We start from the raw sequence: 17,800 nt of genomic DNA on the forward strand, positions 1-17,800 counted from the left end.
TTCCTTAGCCTGCCCGAGATCCCTTGTGAGACCTTGAGTCTCATGGGTTTGTCAAACGGTGCTTTTCGATACCAAAGGCGGACTGCTCACGCCGATACGTTCCGCTCACCGCTGACCGGCGGCAGCTCTTTTGTGACTTTCCTTACATGACGTCCCCTTCGATGCGAAAGACTTCGCTGCGTCTGCTGGGCGGTGCCACAGCGCTCGCCACTTCGCTCACGCTGGTGGCCTGCAGCGGTGGCGACAAAGCTGGTGGCGATTTTGACGGCGAAGTGAAGGTGGGCATCCTTCACAGCCGCTCCGGCACCATGGCCATCTCCGAGAACACGGTGGCCGAAGCCGAGCTGATGGCGATCGATGAGATCAACGCCAAGGGCGGCATCACCATCGATGGCAAGAAGCTGAAGATCGTTCCCGTTGAAGAGGACGGCGCTTCGGATTGGCCCACCTTCGCCGAGAAGGCCACCAAGCTGATCGATCAGGACAAGGTTGCCGTTGTCTTCGGTGGCTGGACCTCTGCCAGCCGCAAGGCCATGCTGCCGGTCTTCGAGGCCAAGGATCACTTCCTCTTCTACCCGATTCAGTACGAAGGTCAGGAGTGCTCCAAGAACATCTTCTACAGCGGTGCTGCTCCCAACCAGCAGGCAGAGCCTGCCGTGGATTGGCTGCTGCAGAACAAGGGCAAAGACTTCTTCCTGGTGGGTTCGGACTACGTGTATCCACGTACCGCGAACACCATCATGCGTGAGCAGCTGAAAGCCAATGGTGGCAAGGTGGTGGGTGAGGATTACCTGCCCCTGGGTAACACTGAGGTCGCTCCGATCATCGCCAAGATCAAGCAGGCGATGCCCAAGGGTGGTGTGATCGTCAACACCCTCAATGGCGACAGCAACGTTGCCTTCTTCAAGCAGATGAAGGCTGCCGGCATCACCCCGGCCAACGGCTACTCGATCATGAGCTTCTCGATCGCCGAAGAGGAGATCGCCGCCATCGGTCCTGAGTACCTCGAAGGCACTTATGCCGCCTGGAACTTCTTCCAGAGCCTCGATACCCCCGCCTCCAAGGAGTTCACCAAGAACTTCAAGGCCAAGTACGGCGACAAGCGCGTGACCAGCGACCCCGCTGAAGCCGCTTACATGATGGTGTACCTGTGGGCCGCTGCTGCCGAGAAGGCCAACAGCGTCGACGACAACAAGGTGCGTGAAGCCCTGATCGGCGTGAGCTTCGATGCTCCCGAAGGCAAGGTGACCGTGATGCCCAACCACCACGTGGAGAAGCGCGTGCTGATCGGCGAGGTGCAGAAGGATGGCATGTTCAAGATCCTCGAGGACAAGGGCTTCGTGAAGCCTGTGGCCTGGAACCAGTACGTGCCTGAAACCAAGGGCTACACCTGCGACTGGACCCAGGACCGTCCCGACGCCGGCAAGTACAAGATGTGATCCAAATGGGTGATCGCCAAGACGCGTTCACCCCTCGATCTGGCATCCATTGAGGGTTGGGGGGAGAGTGATCTCCCCCCTTTTTGCTTCCCTCGAATCTCTTTTCTCTTTGCCTGAGACCCCAGCTGGTCGCGATGGATCTTCTCTACGACACACTCTTCAACGGCCTGGCCATTGGCTCGGTTCTGGTGCTGGCTGCACTGGGCCTGGCGGTGGTATTTGGCTTGATGGGTGTCATCAATATGGCCCACGGCGAGTTGATGATGCTCGGTGCCTACACCACCTTCGTGGTGCAGAACATTTTCAAGGCGGTGCTGCCGGAAGCCTTGTTCCCGATTTACATCCTGGTAGCCCTGCCCCTGGCCTTTGTGGTGAGTGGTCTGGCGGGTTTACTGCTGGAGAAAACGGTGATCCGGCGCCTCTACGGGCGCCCGCTGGAAACGCTGCTGGCCACCTGGGGCGTGAGCCTGATCCTGCAGCAGTTCGTGCGCTCCGTTTCGAGCGCCTTTGCCATTGGCCTGGTGGTGGCTGTGGTGGCCGGGATCCTCGTGCCACGGTTCACACCGAAGGTGTGGTGGCAGCAGCGCTGGACGCCCCTTCTGGGCACCGGCAGTTGGATCGTCACCGGCCTGGTGGGTGTGGTGATCGCTTCGGTGCTCGGCGAGCAACGGGTGTTTGATCAGCCTTGGTTCAGCGCTCGCAACATCGACGTGACGGCGCCGGTGTGGCTGCGGGGATCGATTGATGTGGGGGTTGTGAATATGCCGGCCGCCCGTCTGTTCATCATCGCCCTCACCGTGGTGGCGCTGCTGCTGGTGAACTGGTTTCTTCAGAAGAGTGTGTGGGGGATGCGCATTCGTGCGGTCACCCAGAACCGCACGATGAGTGATTGCCTCGGCATTCCCACCGAGAAGGTCGATGCGCTCACCTTTTTGATCGGCTCCGGTCTGGCCGGTGTGGCCGGCGTGGCGGTGACACTGCTCGGTTCGGTGGGCCCCAACCTCGGCGGGAATTACATCGTGGATTGCTTCATGGTGGTGGTGCTCGGCGGCGTGGGCAAGCTCGCCGGCACGGTGCTGGCGGCCCTCGGCATCGGCATCCTCAGTTATGTGGTGGGCTCCGGTTCCCTGCTTCTGGTGTGGCCCGCCATGCCGGAAGGGCTGAATGCAGTGATCACCTTCTTTGCCACCACCTCGATGGCGAAAGTGTTGGTGTTCGCTTTGATTGTGGTGTTCCTGCAGATCAGACCGGCCGGTCTGTTCCCGCAGAAAGGCCGCATGGTTGAGGCCTGATCGATGGCAGATCTGCTCTCCTCCCGCAACCTGCGGCGTTGGCTGCCTTGGGCCTTGATCGTGCTGGTGGCCTTGGTGTTGCCGGTGGTCTTGCCGCCGTTCCGTCTGAATCTGCTGGGTCGTTTTCTCTCCCTGGGCATCGTGGCCCTGGGTGTGGATCTGATCTGGGGCTACACCGGCATGCTCAGCCTCGGGCAAGGCATCTTCTTCGCTCTGGGTGGCTACGCCCTCGCGATGTATCTGCAGCTCAATGAGCTCAAGCCCGGTGAACTGCCTGAATTTTTCTCGCTCTATGGCGTGAAGAGTCTGCCGGCGTTCTGGCAACCCTTCAATTCACCGCTCTTCACCCTCGTGGCCATCTGGGTGATTCCGGCTGTGGTGGCGGGATTGCTTGGTTATCTGGTTTTCCGCAACCGCATCAAGGGGGTCTATTTCTCGATTCTCACCCAGGCGGCCCTGCTGGTGTTCTTCAACTTCTTCAACGGTCAGCAGAAGTTGATCAACGGCACCAACGGCCTCAAAACATCCACCGCACGCATCTTCGGTGAGCTGATCGGCAGCGACGCGATGCAGCGCAATCTGTTCTGGCTCACGGTGGTGATCACGGTGGCGGCCTTTCTGCTCTGCCGCTGGCTCACCCATGGTCGCTTCGGTGATGCCCTGATCGCCATCCGCGACGATGAACCACGGCTGCGCTTCACCGGTTACAACCCCACCGCCTACAAAACCGTGGTGTTCGCCGTGGCCGGCGCGTTGGCGGGGATCAGCGGTGCGCTGTACACCGTGCAGTCCGGCATCGTCTCGCCGCAATACATGGCGGTTCCCTTCTCGATCGAGATGGTGATCTGGGTGGCGGTGGGCGGCCGCGGCACCTTGATCGGCGCCCTGCTGGGTGCGGTGCTGATCAACTACGCCAAGAGCCTGGTGAGTGAAGCGCTCCCGGAAACCTGGCTGTTCATCCAGGGCGGCTTGTTCTTGTTGGTGGTGCTCGTCTTGCCCGATGGGCTCGTGGGCTGGTGGCGCCAGGGTGGCCCTGGCCGCTTGATCGCCATGGTGGGCTGGCCGCCACGCACAGCCACGTATCCCGCGCTCGATCTCGATCCGCAGGTGGTGGCGGAGCAGGACCAACTCGAGCGTAGCGGCGGAGGCCAGGGTTGATGACCAGCACGCCAATGTCTCGTCCATCGTCGATGAATCTGCTTGAACTGCAGGGCGTGACCGTCAGCTTCGACGGGTTTCTGGCCCTGAACGATCTCAACCTCCAGCTCGCCCCCGGTGAACTGCGGGCGGTGATTGGCCCGAATGGTGCCGGCAAAACCACGTTCCTCGATGTGATCACCGGCAAGGTGAAGCCCACTCGCGGTGACGTGGTCTTTCGCGGACGGTCGATCGTGGGCCGCAGCGAGCACCACATCTCCCGCCTGGGGATTGGCCGCAAGTTCCAGACACCGCGGGTGTATCAGAACCTCAGCCCGCGCCGCAATTTGGAGCTTGCGGTGCGCGGACCCCATGGTCCGGCGGCGCTGCTGTTCGGCAGCCTGAGTAGCGAGCAACGCGACCGGGTGCAGCACTTGCTCTCGGTGGTGGGGCTCGAGCGCCAGGCGCAACAGCCGGCTGGTGGCCTCTCCCACGGCCAGAAGCAGTGGCTGGAGATCGCGATGCTGGTGGCTCAAGATCCCGAGCTGCTGCTGGTGGATGAACCGGTGGCGGGCCTCACCGATGAGGAAACGGCGCGCACCGCGGATCTGCTCAAGCAGTTGGCCGGCGACCACACCGTGCTGGTGATTGAGCACGACATGGAGTTCATCCGCGATCTGCAGGCCCCGGTCACGGTGCTGCATGAAGGGCATGTGCTCTGTGAAGGATCGATGGATCAGGTGCAGAACGATCCACGGGTGATCGAGGTGTATCTCGGCAGTGAAACTCAGGAGGATGCGGCGTGACCCTGCTCGATATTCGAGGTCTCAACGTCTATTACGGCGAGAGTCACATCCTGCGGGACGTCGACCTCAACGTCGCTGCCGGCGAGATGGTTTGCCTGATCGGCCGCAATGGCGTGGGTAAGACCACTCTGCTCAAAACCGTGATTGGTTTGCTGCAGCAGCGCAGCGGTGATCTCCAGCTGGAGGGCCGCGAGCTCACGGGCCGGCCGCCCCATGCCCGGGCTCGCGTGGGGGTTGGCTATGTGCCCCAAGGGCGGGAGATCATTCCTCAGCTCACCGTTCGCGAGAACCTGCTGCTGGGGTTGGAGGCCTTGCCTGGTGGTCTAGCCAAGAACCGCCACATCGATCCGCTGGTGTTTGAGCTGTTCCCGATCCTTGAGAAGTTCCTCGCCCGCCGCGGCGGCGACCTCTCCGGTGGTCAACAGCAACAGTTGGCGATCGCCAGGGCCCTGCTCGGCAAACCCAAGCTGCTGTTGCTCGATGAGCCCACGGAAGGCATTCAGCCGTCGGTGGTGCTGGACATTGAGCGGGCCGTGCGGCGGATCATCGAGGCCACCGGCATCAGCGTGCTGCTGGTGGAGCAGCACCTGCACTTCGTGCGCCAGGCCGATCGCTACTACGCCATGCAGCGCGGCGGCATCGTGGCCAGTGGTCCCACCAGCGAGCTGAGCAAAGACGTGGTGGATCGTTTCCTCACGGTGTGAGCTCCACGCCCACCTGGGCCTCGCTCGAGGCCCGGGGTAGCCGTGCGCGCACCGCGATCGGGAAGATCACCAGGGCAAAAGCAGCCGTGATCAGCAGCTGCCCGGCATCGCCTCCTGGCAGCGGCCCTTGCGCACCACTGAGCTCGGCGATCAGCAGTAGTCCCCCCAGGTAGGCGAACCACCAGCTGCCGCAGCCGGCGTGGAGCGTGCGTCTGCGCTGGCGCTGCTGCCACCCGAACAGCAGCGCTGGAACCACCACCAGGCCTATGGCGCCCTCCAGGGCACTGCGGCCGCACCACTGCACGGCCCAACTCGCTGCCATAAAGGTGAGCGGGCAGAGCAGCTCAGCCATCGGCAATCGAAACGCCCGTGGAGCGCGTGGTAGCTGATGGCGCAGGGCCATCAAGCTCACGGGTCCCACCGCCAGGGCGATCACCAGCGTGGCGGTGAGGAAGCTCACCACCCGCTGCCAGCTGGGGCCGCCCAGCAACATCACCACGCCGATCCCCAGGCTCCAGAGCAGAGCCACCGCTGGCACCGCCTGGCGGTTGAGCCGCGCCAGGGCCTCCGGCAACAGTTCCAACCGGCCCATCATCCAGGCCACCCGGGCTGAAACACCCATGTAGGTCATGGCGGTGGCGCCTGGCGAGATCACGGCGTCGCTGAGCAGCAGGGTCGCCACCCAGCCCAGGCCCAGGCCCATGGCAATCGCCACCAGGGGACCGCCATGGTTGCTGAGCTGCAGCACCGCCCAACCCTGGCTGAGCGCTTGGGGCGGCACCGCCACCAGAAAGCTCAACTGCAGCAGCAGATAGATCGCCAGGGAGATGCCCAGTCCCAAGCCCATGGCGATGGGAACGTTGCGCTGGGGGTTGCGCGCTTCGCCCGCCAGATCCATGGCGGTGCGAAACCCCAACAGGCTGAACAGGATGCCGCCCCCGCCGATGGCACTCACCACTCCGGCGAGTTCGGCGCCCTGGCCTGCGTCATGCAGGCTGAGATTGCTCCAATGCCCCGCCGTGAGCATCAGGGTCAGCGATACCAGCAGCGGCACCACCAGCTTCCAGCTGGTGAGCCCATCGATCCAGCGGGCCAGCCAGCTCACGCCGGCCAAATTGATCCACGTCATCAGCACCAGCAGCACGACCGCCACGCCAAGCCCCGTTGCACTGAGCACCTGCCCCTGGCCGCCATCGGCCGTGAGCCAGGGCAGGCTGCTGGAGAGGTATTGCACCATCGCCAGCACTTCAATCGTGGGCAGCGTGAGGTAGGCGATCCAGGCACACCAGCCACCGATGAATCCCGCCCAGCGGCCATGGCTGAGCAGCGGGATCTGGGCCAGCGCTCCGGAACTCGGCACGAGTGAGCCGAGTTCGGCGAACACCAGAGCCAGGCCGAAGGCCATCACGCCACCCACCAGCCAAGCCAGCAGACTGGCGGGCCCGGCAAAGCGAGCCGCATAGAGCGGTGCGAATAGCCAGCCTGAGCCGATGGTGCTCGTCACCACCGCCAGGGTGAGGCTGCGCAATCCCAGGCTGCGCCGCAACGTGTCCGGGGGCGTGGCTGGAGCGTTGGTTGACGTCAACAACCGATCGAGAGCTGTATCCACTGTCTGGGATTCAGTGCACAATCGGGGATGAAGTTCATCAATCCTGCTGATGTCGGTATCCCTGCGCTCCCTCGCCCGCGTTGCCGTGGTCTGCGCCAGTGGCTGCCTCCTCACTGCCGCAGCCCCCGCCTCGGCTCAGAGCTGCCAGTTCCTGGCACCCGTGGGCGGTAACGGTGTCACCGACATCGTGACCAAGACCATCGGTGCCGGTAATCCGCTGCCCTTCAGCCGCCCTAACTGGAACACGGATTTCTTCGTGACCCAGCCCTACAGCTCCTACAAGCTGTTCTTCACCGCCAATTCCTCGGTGAGCGCCACCTATCCGATCCAGGGCTATCTCAAGTTCACCGATGGTTCCAACCTGCAGGTGATCAATGAGTCGTATGCCCCTCAGGTGGGAACCGGCCGTCAGTGGAATGTGCAGGCTGTGCCCGGTAAAACCGTGAGCCAGGTGAACTTCAAGATCGGTGCCAGCGCTGATCAGGCCGCCACTGGCTTCACCTATCGCATCTCCGTGCAGGGCTGCAACTGAGGCACGAACCGCTCACAGCAGGCTCCGCCACAGCGCTTCGGCGTTGGGGTGGAGCTCCAGTGGATCCTCATCCACGCGGCTGATGGGACGGCATCCCAGGCTGTTGATCAACAGCCAGGCATCCCCGGCCTGTGGTTCCGGGGATAGGTCGGCTTCTACGGCCAGGCCCCGTTCGATCAGCTGAGCGCGCATGACCCCCGGCAGGCAACCACTGCCCAACGCTGGGGTGAGCCAACGGCCCTGGCGCTGAATCAGCAGGTTCGCAGTGGTGCCGCAGCACAGCTCACCGCCGTTGGCCAACAGCAGTGCCTCATCGGCGCCAGCGCGGCGCGCCTCGAGCCGCGCCTGGATCGCCTGGCCGTAGGCAAACGTCTTGCAACGGCTCAGCAGGCTGTTGCTGTTGCGCCGTTCCTGGCGACTCACGATCGCCGTCTGAGGGCTGAAGCTGGGCCGGTGTGCACTGAGCTGCAGCCAGAAGCGATGCGCAGCTGCGGGGGCCGGCAGCTCGATGCCGCGCCCGCCGCTGTCGCCGCGGCTCCAGTTCAGGCGCAGGGCACCGCTGCCTTGCGGGAGCTCCGCTCGGCGGATCGCTGCCTCGATCAAGGGATGCAGGGTGGCCGCATCTGGTGGTGGCGCCATGGCCAGCAGCTCGGCGCTGCGCTGCCAGCGCTGTAGGTGGGCCTCCAGCAGTTTCGGCTGTCCGTCGAGCACCAGCACCGTTTCAAAGAGCCCATCGGCCAGCTGCAGGCCGCGATCGCTCAGCGGCAGCTGGAGCTGCTGCGGTTCGCCCCAGTGGCCGTCGAACCAGGCGATGCTGCGGGGGGTCATGCCAGGGCTTCCAGCAGGGGGTTGAGCTTCCAGCCCAGTTCGCTGGCTTCAGCGCTGGGATCGGAGTCGGCCACGATGCCGCAGCCCGCGTGGCCGCGCAGCTGCTCGCCTTGCAGCAGCAGGGTGCGAATCAGGATGCTGCTGTCGAAGCTGCCGTCGAAGTCTTGCCGGATCAGCGATCCGCAGTAGGGGCCGCGGGCCACGGGTTCGAGGTCCGCCAGGCGCTGGCAGGCCCGCAGCTTCGGGGCGCCGCTGATCGATCCCCCCGGCCACCCCGCCCGCAGCAGATCCACCCAGCTGAGTCCGGGCTGCAACTGGCCGCACACCACCGAGGTCAGGTGGTGCACCTGGGCATAGCTCTCCAGCCCCACCAGCTGGGGCACATGGATCGAGCCGGGCACGCAGGCGCGGCCCAAGTCGTTGCGCAGCAGATCCACGATCATCACGTTCTCGGCCCTGTCCTTGCTGCTGCACACCAGCTCCGCCGCCTGATCGGCATCGCGCTGTGGATCGCTGTGGCGTGGGCGGGTGCCCTTGATCGGCCGGGTTTCCACGCCGCCATCGGGGCTGACCTGCAGAAAGCGTTCAGGAGAGGCCGAGATCACCGCTTCTCCGGTGGCGGCGCCGGCCGCCACCACCAATCCGGCAAAGGGAGCGGGGCACCGCTCGCGCAGCCGCGCAAACAACGCCAGGCCTATGCCGGGCTCGGTGTGCGGCAGGGTTGTGCTGCAGCAGGCCGTGAGATTGGCCTGAAAGAGATCACCGCAGGCGATCAGTTCACGGATGTGCTCCACGCCGCGGCTGAATGCGGCTGACGTGGTGTGCCACTGCCAGCTCTCCACCGGCAGTTGGGGCGTTGGGCTGGCTCCCCCGCCGTTCCCCAGGTGAGCGGCGGGCAGAGCCTCCAGCCAACGCGCCATGGCCTGCAACCGTTCGGGATCCAGGCCCTCCAGCCAGAGCTGCTGCTCCACCAGATCGAAGCGCAGCACGGGATCGTGGCGGGCGATCCACAGGCTGGCCATGGTGTCTGGCTTCCAGGGATTGCCCGGCTCCACCCAGGCGGCGGCTTCGTAGCTGAGCCAGCCGCACCAATGGCCCGGGCCCAGATCAGCTAAGGCTGCAAAGGGATCGCTAGCGCCGGCTTCGCCGGGAAGCCCGCGGCAACAGCGCTGCTCGAGTGGATCCACCGCCAGAGTGGCCCAGCGGCCCAGATCGGTGCCATCGCCGTCGAGCCAGATCAGACCCTCATGGCCCCAGCGCGCCGCCAGCAGGGGCGCCAGGCTGGCGGGCGATCGCCAGGCCACCGGCACGCGCGTGCAGCTCGGCATCAGCGCTGAGCCGCTGGGCTGGCCAGGTCGGGCCGGCCGGCTTCGATCAAGGCGGCATCGCGGATGCGGCAGCTGTCGCACACGCCGCAGGGTTGGTCGCCGCCGCTGTAGCAACTCCAGGTGTCGGCGATCGGCACGCCTAGGCGCAGGGCCTCCTGCACGATCCGGGTTTTGCTCCATTCCACTAGGGGTGCCCAGAGCTGGCTGCCGTGGCCTTCACGGCCGGCTTTGCTGGCCAGGTCAGCCAGCCGTTGAAAGGCCTCGAGATAATCCGGCCGGCAGTCGGGGTAGCCGGAGTAATCCACGGCGTTCACCCCCAGCACGAGCCGCTCGGCGCCGCGCGCTTCCGCGAGGCTGAGGCCGATGGCGATAAACACCGTGTTGCGGCCGGGTACGTAGGTGCTGGGAATCACATCGGCCTGCACGCCATCGCGCGGCACAGCGATGCGGCTGTCGGTGAGAGCCGAGCCCCCCCAGGCCGCCAGGTTCACGCTGATGGTGTGGTGCTCCGCCAAGCCGAGCTGCGCGGCGATGCGGGCCGCGGCTTCGAGTTCACGCCGATGCCGCTGGCCGTAATCAAAGGAGAGGCCGATCACTCGCTGCCCTGCTTCCAGGGCGAGGGCCGCGGCGGTGGCGGAGTCGAGACCGCCGGAGAGCAGGGCAATGGCGGTGGACAAGGCAGGGGATCAGGCGCCGAATCCATGATGCCGAGCAGCCTGCACCCTCAGCGCACCCCCAGCCATTTGTGGCTCTGCAGGCTCAGGCGCCAGTAGGGATGGCTGCGCACGTAATCAATCGCGAGCTGCTGGCCTTCTGCGCTCTGCCAGCCGGGTTGCAGCAGCAGGTGTGGCGCGGGCTGATCGCTCCTGCGCCCCTGGCTGGCGGCAGCGGCCATCGCTTCGGCGAAGCTGAGATCACCGGCCTCGTGCACCACCACCTTGAGCTCATGGCAGGCCGCCAGCACCTCCGGTTCAGGCGGTCGGTGCGGCTTGGGGGAGAGGGTGATCCAGGCAAAGGTGCCCGTGAGCGTGCCGACACCGCTGGTTTCAAGGTGCAGGGGAGCACCCAATGTCTGGAGAGCGTCACAGAGGGGACCGAGATGGTGCTCCAGTGGTTCGCCGCCGGTGATCACCACGAAGGCAGCGCCGTTGGCGACGGCAGTTTGGACCTTCTGCTGAAGGGCCTCGAGCGATAGCAGGGGATGCACGTCTTGTGGCCAGGAGTGCTTGGTATCGCACCAGCTGCAGCCCACGCTGCAGCCGCCCAGGCGGATGAACAAAGCGCTGCGGCCGCTGTGGAGTCCCTCGCCTTGCAGGGAATGGAAGGTTTCCACCACCGGCAGGGTTGGTTGAGGCATGCAAGGGGGTTGCTTTGGCCCCCATGATCTGTCGCGGGCAGGGCAGCAGACTGATGCACAGGAGCCGTCGCAGTGTGCTGCGGGCCTTTTGCCCCTAAGTTGCCTGGGAGCTTTGGGTCGCTTCTTTGATTTCCGGTGGGTCCTCCAGGTTGCTCGATCTCGATCAGGTTGAGCTTCTGGCTCAACATCGGATGATCAAGCCGCTGCTTCGGCAGATGGTGATCGCCGAGTTGGCGGCACAGGTACCGATACCTGACGAGGCTGGTGGTCAGGCCCTTGCTGCGTTCATGCAAGAGCAAGGTATTGAAAATGAGGAGCAGCTCAACACGTTCCTGCGCCTTAATCTGCTGCGTCGCCAGGAACTGGAACAGCAGTTGATCCAACCACTGCGTCTACAGCGCTTCGTAGCAGACCGCTTCCTGCCCAAGGCGGAGGCCCGTTTTCTGCAGCGCAAGACCCAGCTGGATCGGGTTGTGTACAGCCTGCTGCGGCTGGAGGATGCCGGCCTAGCTCGAGAGCTGTATCTACGTATCAACGAGGGTGAATCTGATTTCGCCGAGCTTGCGGCGCGCTATGCGGAAGGTCCGGAACGAACAACGCGCGGCGTCGTGGGCCCAGTGCCCCTGATGCAGGCGCATCCTGTCCTGGCAGAGCGTCTTCGCACGGCTACTCCTGGTGTGCTGATGGAGCCATTTCGGATTGAGAAGTGGTGGCTGGTGGTGCGGTTGGAGACCTATTCCCCTGCCACCCTTGATGAAGACACGGCTCAGCAGATGGCCCGCGAACTCTTCGAAGAGTCTGTAGAAGAGGCCGTGCAGCTTCGCATCAATGATTTGATCTCTCTGCGCTTTCCCGAAGCATGACTCAGGTTGTGTCCGACAGCCTTCTGGCTACGCACCCTGCTCTTGCTGAGTTGCCACCGGCTCGCCTTGAGCAGCTCGTTGGGCAGCTTCAGGAGCGCTCGTTCCGCATTGGCCAGCCGCTATGCCACCGGGATCTGGTGCCCAAGGAGGTGCTTCTGATTCTCGAAGGGGAAGCGAGGGTTTTGGTTCAGGAGCACGACCGCACTGTCACCCTGTGCAAGCTCGCGCCGGGAGATTGGGTGGGTCTGGCGTCCTTCCTGCGGGTGAAGGGCTGCGAGGAGGTTGCGGCGGCATCGGATGTCCGGGCCGCGGCTCTGGCGGACGTCCATCTCCTGGAGCTGTTGCAGGAGGAGCCCAGCTTCCGTGCCTGGTGCAGCGCGCAGCTCTGGCCTGCGGAGCTGGTGGATCTGCTCACTCCGGTGCTCGAGCGCCATCCCACCGCCCGCATCGGCCTTCGTGATCTGGCACGTGATCTGCTGCCCCATGCCCGAGCAGTGGGGCCGAGTGCAGCCGCGTTGGGCTCGGTGCGGGCCAATGAGCAGTTGATGGTCGCCAGTAACAACCTGGCAGATCACGAGCTCGGTGCCCTGCTCGACCCTGCTGCCGGGGTGCCTCAGGCCCATGCTCCGCTGCCGCCTCGCCTGCTCGCTTGGCAGCGGGAACCCCTGGAGGTGCTGCTGGGGGGTGGACTCGAGCCCAGCCTCGATGCGGTGGTGGCGTCTTCGGCTCTCGTGGCGGCTGAACCGGAACTGCCGGCGGCGCCGTTGCAGTCCGGCCTGGATCTGGGCAGTCGCGATCGCGCACGCTTCACGCTGGTTCGGGCCAGCGGTCCTCTGGATGAGGTGCTGGCCTGCTTCCAGATGCTGGCAGCTGAGCTGAAGCTGCCCTTCCGGCGCGATGCGGTGGAGCGGATTCTGCGGGAAGGCCTGAACCGTGGTCGCCAACCGAACCTGCAGTTGTGCGGGAGCCTCGGCGCGATGCTCGGCCTGCACGTGAGCGGCGTGCGCGTGCCGTCCAGCCAGGGCACCCGCCTCGAGACGCCGGGTCTGGTGAGCTGGAAGGGCAGCTTCGCGATCGTCCAGCTCAGCAATGCCCAGGGCATTGTGCTGGCTTCACCCCGCGAGGGCTGGGTGGAGCTCAGCCCCGAGCAGATCCAGGAGGAGTTCCCGGAGGGGATTGAGATGTTGTTGCTGGAGCGCAGCAGCAGCACCCCGGAGCAGCGCTTCGGCTTCTCCTGGTTCTGGCCGGCGCTGCGTCGCTACCGCGGTCTCTTGATCCAGGTTCTGCTGGCCTCGTTTGTGGTGCAGCTGTTCAGCCTGGCCAATCCTCTGCTGATCCAGGTGATCATCGACAAGGTGATCAGCCAGCGCAGCTTGGACACGCTGCAGGTGCTCGGAATTGCGCTGGTGGTGGTCACCCTGATGGAAGGGGTGATCGGGTCGTTGCGCACGTTCCTGTTTTCAGAGACCACCAATCGCATCGATCTGCGACTGGGTGCCGAGGTGATCGACCATCTCCTGCGCCTGCCCCTCAGCTATTTCGATCGGCGGCCTGTGGGTGAACTCGGCACGCGGATTGCCGAGATGGAGAAGATCCGCAATTTCCTCACCGGTCAGGCGCTCACCACCGTTCTCGATGCCGCCTTCTCGGTGATTTATGTGGTCGTGATGGTGATGTACAGCTGGGTGCTCACCCTAATCGCCCTCTGCGTGCTGCCGATTCAGGTGGGACTCACCCTTTTAGGGGCTCCATTATTCCGGCGCCAGTATCGCGACGCGGCCAACCAGAACGCCCGTACCCAGAGTCATTTGGTGGAGGTGCTCAGTGGCATCCAGACAGTGAAGGCCCAGAACGTCGAAATGATCAGTCGCTGGAAATGGCAGGACTTCTACAGCCAGTATATTGCTCGAACTTTTGAGAAAACGATCACGGGGACAGCACTCACAGAAACCAGCCAGGTCTTGCAAAAGCTCTCACAGCTTCTGGTGCTTTGGGTGGGTGCGAGTTTGGTGCTTAAGGGAGAAATGAGCTTGGGCCAGCTGATCGCCTTTCGAATCATCTCAGGTTATGTGACCCAGCCGATGCTGAGGTTGTCTGGCATCTGGCAGAACATCCAAGAGCTTAAGGTGTCCTTTGAACGCCTGGCTGATGTTGTAGATACTCCGGAGGAGTCTAATGAAGACGACAAGAAGAAAATCCCTCTTCCGCCTTTGGATGGACGTGTTGTGTTTGAGGGCGTGAGCTTCACATTCCCAGGCACTTCTGCGGCGGTGCTTAACAATATCAATCTTGATGTTGCGCCAGGCACTTTTGTAGGGATCGTGGGCCAGAGCGGTAGCGGTAAGAGCACGCTGACCAAGCTGCTATCGCGGCTGTATGCACCTGGTCAGGGACGAGTTTTGATCGACGGCTACGACATCGATAAGGTGGAGCTGTATTCACTGCGCCGGCAGATCGGCATCGTGCCCCAGGAGCCGCTGCTGTTCTCCGGCAGCGTGGCTGAGAATATTGCTCTCACCGATCCCGACGCCACCAGCGATTCGATTGTGGAGGCGGCATCGCTGGCCTGTGCCCATGAATTCATCATGGAGCTGCCCTCCGGCTACAGCACCAATGTGGGCGAGCGCGGTGCAGGCCTGTCCGGTGGCCAGCGCCAGCGCATCGCCCTGGCGCGCACCCTGCTCAGCCGTCCCAAGATGCTGGTGCTCGATGAAGCCACCAGTGCGCTGGATTACGACACGGAGCGGCGCGTGTGCAACAACCTGCTTGAGAATCTGGAGCACTGCACGGTGTTCTTCATCACCCACCGTCTGTCCACGATTCGCCGGGCTGATCTGATCGTGATGATGCACCAGGGCGCCGTGGTGGAAACCGGCACCCACGACGAATTGATTGCCCGCAAGGGTCGCTATTTCGCTCTCTATCGCCAGCAGGAGGCAAACTGATGTCGGATCTGGTTCCTCGTCGCAAGTCGGTTCAGCCCGGAGCACTGGTGCGTGCCGCGCAGAACGCCATCGAGCGTCGTGTGCAGAGCAGCCACGATCAGATGGGGCTGCAGCAGTCGCGGGTGCTGGCCCGAGCGCTCACCTGGACCTTGATCGGTTGCTCCGGATTCGGTGTGCTCTGGCTCACTTTCGCGCAGACGGAAGAGGTGGTGGTGGCACCCGGGAAGCTGGAGCCCATCGGCGATGTGAAAACGATTCAGGTGCCGGTGGGTGGTGTGCTCGACGAGATGCTCGTGAAAGAAGGCGAGCGGGTGAGCAAAGGCCAGGTGCTGTTGCGGCTGGATAACGAAACCACCAAGGATCGTGAAATCAGTCTGCAGAAAACGATCGCGGCCAAGCAGCAGCAACTCAACCTGAAGGAGGTGGAGCTGCAGCGTTATCTGAGCCTGAACGACACGGAGCAACGGGTCCTGCGTCAGAATCTGGTGCTCGAGCAGGAGATCCTGGATCGCTTCGCTGCGTTGCAACGCAATGGCGCCTCGGCGGAGCTGCAGGTGTTGCAGCAGCGCAACAAGGTGCGCGAGGTGCAGGGTGAGCTGGCAAAAACGATGATGGACCGCGAACGCCAGGTGGCGATCCTGCAGCAGGCCGTGCAGCAGCTGCGCGGCGAACTGGCCGATCTGCAGAGCAAGCTCACCGAGCTGCGGGTGAACATCCGCTATCAGGACATCCGCTCGCCGGTGGATGGCGTCGTGTTCGATCTCAAGCCCACAGGTCCTGGCTTCGTGGCCCAGGGCAGCGAACCGGTGATGAAGATCGTGCCCTACAACAACCTCAAGGCCAAGGTGGAGATCGACAGCAGCAAGATCGGCTTCGTGAAGGTGGGCAAGCCGGTGGATCTGAGCATCGATTCCTTCCCGTCGTCAGATTTCGGCGTGTTGCATGGCACGGTAAAGCGCATCGGATCCGATGCCTTGCCGCCCGATCAGCTGAAGCAAACCTACCGCTACCCTGCCGAGATCGAGCTCGCCTCCCAGCAGCTGCAGGTGAAGTCCGGCACGCAGCTTCCCCTGCAGGTGGGGATGTCGCTCACCGCGAACATCAAGCTGCGCAAGGTGAGCTACCTGCAACTCCTGCTCGGCGAATTCAAGGATAAGGCCGAATCGCTGCGGCAGCTCTGACCTTTTGCACTGCCCAGCTTCAAAAAGCGCTGCTGATCTGCTGATCAGCCCTGCCATTCCCACGAGACGAGCTGAATAGCTTGTTGGTGTAAGCCATCTTCTGGCTGCCTGCCGGTTGTGCATGTCCGGCAGGCCTCGTCCTTGAGATCTGCGACTGGTCTGTCCCGCTCTGCTGCACCCTGCAGCAGAGGGATGGCTTGCGTCTGGCTTGCACTGTTCTGTTCGCTCGGAGCGATGTGTGATGGCTGCGTTTTCCTCGGTTGCCTCGATTCAGTCCTCGCTGCGGCGTTGGCAACTGCCCGCGCGCGCGCGCGCTTTGCGCGCTGCCGTGGCTGATGCTTGGAGCACCTTGCAGCAAGCAGCAGCTCGCCCTGATTTTGAGATGCTGTTGGCGGATGTGTTCAACGCTGGTTCAGTCGGATTCAGCGCTCGTGCCAACTCGCTGATTCGCCAGTTGGCGAGCGGAGAGGCGCTGCCACTGGATGTTCGCTTTGTGGGCAACAAGGTGTTGCCGACTGCAGCGGCCGCGTATGTGCATGCCAGCGGCAGGGGGGCCGAAGAAGTGTTGGTGAGCCGCAGCTGGTTTCGTGATGCTTCCCCGCAGGAGCGTGAGGGGGTGCTCCTAGAGGAGATCGGTCATGCATTAGATCAGTGCCTCAATGACGGCCAAGACTCTCCCGGTGATGAGGGAGAGCTGTTCTCTGCACTGATTCGAGGCCTGAGACTCAGTGCCGCTGAGGTGGCCGGCATCAGGGCAGATGACGACTCCGGCCATCTTCAAATTTCAGCAGGCCAAACTGATGTGGAATTTGCAGCAAAGCCCAATTCACAAGCGGCTGTCGGGGCCTCTCCACGGGTGGTTCCAGCGTCAAGCACTACCAACTTGACCGTTAGATTCGCCAATGCCTATAGCGGCACGATTCCTGACAAGGGTAACCCCAACCAGCCAGCCTCAATCACTCTCGACGAAAAGTTTGAACCCGGAAAGGAAGGCATTTACTTCTCTCAATCCGATGATGATAACGATGGCGTATTTGACGCCGATAATGGCAACAATATTGTGGGGACCCTGCATATTAATGGGGATGCATACCGTGGAACTATCTCAAGGTTATTTAAGAGTCCTGGCAATGAAGTCGAAGCCTTCTACTTCCTGCAGAGTGCCGAGGCCGCTGGCGACCAGCCACCAGCGGCCTTCCTTCTGGATTTGCCTGGGGGAAAAGAAGATTTTGCGCTTGAAGAGATCTATCAGTTGAGTTCGGATAACTTGTTATCCTGTCTGAATGATGAACTGAATAGTCCGCCGCTTGATGGCGATGAAACTGAGAGTACTCTTGAAGATGAGTCCCTAGATGGAAATCTGCTTGACAATGCTGTAGACCCAGACGGGAACACTCTCTCCATTGTCAGCTTCTCCATTGCTGATGAACCAGACGGTTCCGTTTTTACGCTCGGATCCAAATACACGGTTGCGGGTAAAGGTGATCTGACTATCAATGCCGACGGAACCTACTCTTTTACTCCTGCGCCCAACTGGAATGGCATATTCCCCGTCGTCAGCTACATCGTATCCGATGGTTCAAGCACTGATGCCTCCACTCTTGGTATCAGCGTCACGGCGGTTGACGATGAGTTTACGGATGCGGATGAAACGCTGATTGTTGAAGAAGACAGTGCCGCTACCTCCGGCACACTTCTTGCCGGTAGCTCCAGCGTCGATGGTGCTCTCTCCATTGTCAGCTTCTCCATTGCTGATGAACCAGACGGTTCCGTTTTTAC

Annotated in this window: 15 protein-coding genes; 10 read left to right on the plus strand and 5 right to left on the minus strand. The window is 62.9% G+C overall.

Going from position 1 to position 17,800, the window contains the following annotated elements; translation table 11 throughout:
* The first annotated feature begins 161 nt into the window (after nt 1–161).
* The 5 genes from urtA (at nt 162) to urtE (ending at nt 5,378) form a co-directional block, all read left to right on the plus strand.
* Entirely contained in the window at nt 162–1,439 is a 1,278-nt protein-coding gene (gene urtA / locus H9532_RS08370; RefSeq protein ID WP_296367304.1) for an urea ABC transporter substrate-binding protein, read from the plus strand.
* A 134-nt stretch (nt 1,440–1,573) separates the two neighbouring features.
* Nucleotides 1,574–2,731, plus strand: a complete 1,158-nt coding sequence (urtB, locus tag H9532_RS08375; RefSeq protein WP_296367306.1) for an urea ABC transporter permease subunit UrtB — start codon at nt 1,574–1,576, stop codon at nt 2,729–2,731.
* 3 nt (nt 2,732–2,734) lie between these two features.
* Nucleotides 2,735–3,889 (plus strand): urea ABC transporter permease subunit UrtC, encoded by a 1,155-nt coding sequence (gene urtC / locus H9532_RS08380; RefSeq protein WP_296367308.1) that lies wholly within the window; start codon nt 2,735–2,737, stop codon nt 3,887–3,889.
* A 14-nt stretch (nt 3,890–3,903) separates the two neighbouring features.
* Nucleotides 3,904–4,674, plus strand: coding sequence for an urea ABC transporter ATP-binding protein UrtD (urtD, locus tag H9532_RS08385; RefSeq protein WP_296367463.1), 771 nt, complete (start codon nt 3,904–3,906; stop codon nt 4,672–4,674).
* Nucleotides 4,671–5,378, plus strand: a complete 708-nt coding sequence (gene urtE, locus H9532_RS08390) for an urea ABC transporter ATP-binding subunit UrtE (protein WP_296367309.1) — start codon at nt 4,671–4,673, stop codon at nt 5,376–5,378. The genes urtD and urtE overlap by 4 nt, the downstream gene beginning before the upstream one ends.
* On the opposite strand, the gene H9532_RS08395 is transcribed toward urtE, so the two are convergent.
* The gene (locus H9532_RS08395) at nt 5,368–6,963 is read right to left on the minus strand and encodes an APC family permease (protein ID WP_296367310.1); all 1,596 of its coding nucleotides are present in this window, start codon (nt 6,961–6,963) and stop codon (nt 5,368–5,370) included. The genes urtE and H9532_RS08395 overlap by 11 nt on opposite strands.
* A 73-nt stretch (nt 6,964–7,036) precedes the next feature.
* On the opposite strand from H9532_RS08395, the gene H9532_RS08400 reads away from it, so the two are divergent.
* Nucleotides 7,037–7,519 (plus strand): hypothetical protein, encoded by a 483-nt coding sequence (locus tag H9532_RS08400; protein ID WP_296367312.1) that lies wholly within the window; start codon nt 7,037–7,039, stop codon nt 7,517–7,519.
* Between the two features lie 12 nt (nt 7,520–7,531).
* Here H9532_RS08400 and H9532_RS08405 read toward each other — a convergent pair whose 3' ends face one another.
* Genes H9532_RS08405 through H9532_RS08420 form a run of 4 tightly spaced genes read right to left on the minus strand, consistent with a single transcriptional unit; the run spans nt 7,532 to nt 11,032 of the window.
* Nucleotides 7,532–8,347 carry an aminotransferase class IV gene (locus H9532_RS08405; protein WP_296367314.1) on the minus strand — a complete coding sequence of 272 codons (816 nt, stop codon included), beginning with the start codon at nt 8,345–8,347 and terminating at the stop codon, nt 7,532–7,534.
* On the minus strand, nt 8,344–9,675 hold the full coding sequence (locus H9532_RS08410) for an anthranilate synthase component I family protein (RefSeq protein WP_296367317.1): 1,332 nt from the start codon (nt 9,673–9,675) through the stop codon (nt 8,344–8,346). The genes H9532_RS08405 and H9532_RS08410 overlap by 4 nt, the downstream gene beginning before the upstream one ends.
* Nucleotides 9,675–10,352 (minus strand): 7-cyano-7-deazaguanine synthase QueC, encoded by a 678-nt coding sequence (gene queC / locus H9532_RS08415; protein ID WP_296367319.1) that lies wholly within the window; start codon nt 10,350–10,352, stop codon nt 9,675–9,677. Before queC ends, H9532_RS08410 begins: the two co-directional genes overlap by 1 nt.
* A 47-nt stretch (nt 10,353–10,399) precedes the next feature.
* On the minus strand, nt 10,400–11,032 hold the full coding sequence (locus tag H9532_RS08420) for a 7-carboxy-7-deazaguanine synthase QueE (protein WP_296367321.1): 633 nt from the start codon (nt 11,030–11,032) through the stop codon (nt 10,400–10,402).
* Between the two features lie 149 nt (nt 11,033–11,181).
* Between H9532_RS08420 and H9532_RS08425 the strand changes: the two genes are divergently transcribed.
* From H9532_RS08425 to H9532_RS08440, 4 genes are all read left to right on the plus strand, one after another.
* On the plus strand, nt 11,182–11,895 hold the full coding sequence (locus tag H9532_RS08425) for a peptidylprolyl isomerase (RefSeq protein ID WP_296367323.1): 714 nt from the start codon (nt 11,182–11,184) through the stop codon (nt 11,893–11,895).
* Nucleotides 11,892–14,840 carry an ABC transporter transmembrane domain-containing protein gene (locus H9532_RS08430; protein WP_296367325.1) on the plus strand — a complete coding sequence of 983 codons (2,949 nt, stop codon included), beginning with the start codon at nt 11,892–11,894 and terminating at the stop codon, nt 14,838–14,840. The genes H9532_RS08425 and H9532_RS08430 overlap by 4 nt, the downstream gene beginning before the upstream one ends.
* The gene (locus H9532_RS08435; protein WP_296367328.1) at nt 14,840–16,021 is read left to right on the plus strand and encodes an HlyD family efflux transporter periplasmic adaptor subunit; all 1,182 of its coding nucleotides are present in this window, start codon (nt 14,840–14,842) and stop codon (nt 16,019–16,021) included. The genes H9532_RS08430 and H9532_RS08435 overlap by 1 nt, the downstream gene beginning before the upstream one ends.
* 241 nt (nt 16,022–16,262) lie before the next feature.
* A partial coding sequence (locus H9532_RS08440; protein ID WP_296367330.1) for a cadherin-like domain-containing protein occupies nt 16,263–17,800 on the plus strand: 1,538 nt, incomplete at its 3' end.

Origin of the sequence: Vulcanococcus sp. Clear-D1 (assembly GCF_014654725.1) — a bacterium.
Taxonomy (GTDB): domain Bacteria; phylum Cyanobacteriota; class Cyanobacteriia; order PCC-6307; family Cyanobiaceae; genus Vulcanococcus.

Bases quoted from the DNA above. Each gene is read 5' to 3' on its own strand.
- urtD (WP_296367463.1), top strand. From the start codon at position 3,904: ATGTCTCGTCCATCGTCGATGAATCTGCTTGAACTGCAGGGCGTGACC.
- H9532_RS08410 (WP_296367317.1), bottom strand. From the start codon at position 9,675: ATGCCGAGCTGCACGCGCGTGCCGGTGGCCTGGCGATCGCCCGCCAGC.
- urtC (WP_296367308.1), top strand. From the start codon at position 2,735: ATGGCAGATCTGCTCTCCTCCCGCAACCTGCGGCGTTGGCTGCCTTGG.
- H9532_RS08435 (WP_296367328.1), top strand. From the start codon at position 14,840: ATGTCGGATCTGGTTCCTCGTCGCAAGTCGGTTCAGCCCGGAGCACTG.
- H9532_RS08430 (WP_296367325.1), top strand. From the start codon at position 11,892: ATGACTCAGGTTGTGTCCGACAGCCTTCTGGCTACGCACCCTGCTCTT.
- H9532_RS08400 (WP_296367312.1), top strand. From the start codon at position 7,037: ATGTCGGTATCCCTGCGCTCCCTCGCCCGCGTTGCCGTGGTCTGCGCC.
- H9532_RS08420 (WP_296367321.1), bottom strand. From the start codon at position 11,032: ATGCCTCAACCAACCCTGCCGGTGGTGGAAACCTTCCATTCCCTGCAA.
- H9532_RS08405 (WP_296367314.1), bottom strand. From the start codon at position 8,347: ATGACCCCCCGCAGCATCGCCTGGTTCGACGGCCACTGGGGCGAACCG.
- urtA (WP_296367304.1), top strand. From the start codon at position 162: ATGCGAAAGACTTCGCTGCGTCTGCTGGGCGGTGCCACAGCGCTCGCC.
- urtB (WP_296367306.1), top strand. From the start codon at position 1,574: ATGGATCTTCTCTACGACACACTCTTCAACGGCCTGGCCATTGGCTCG.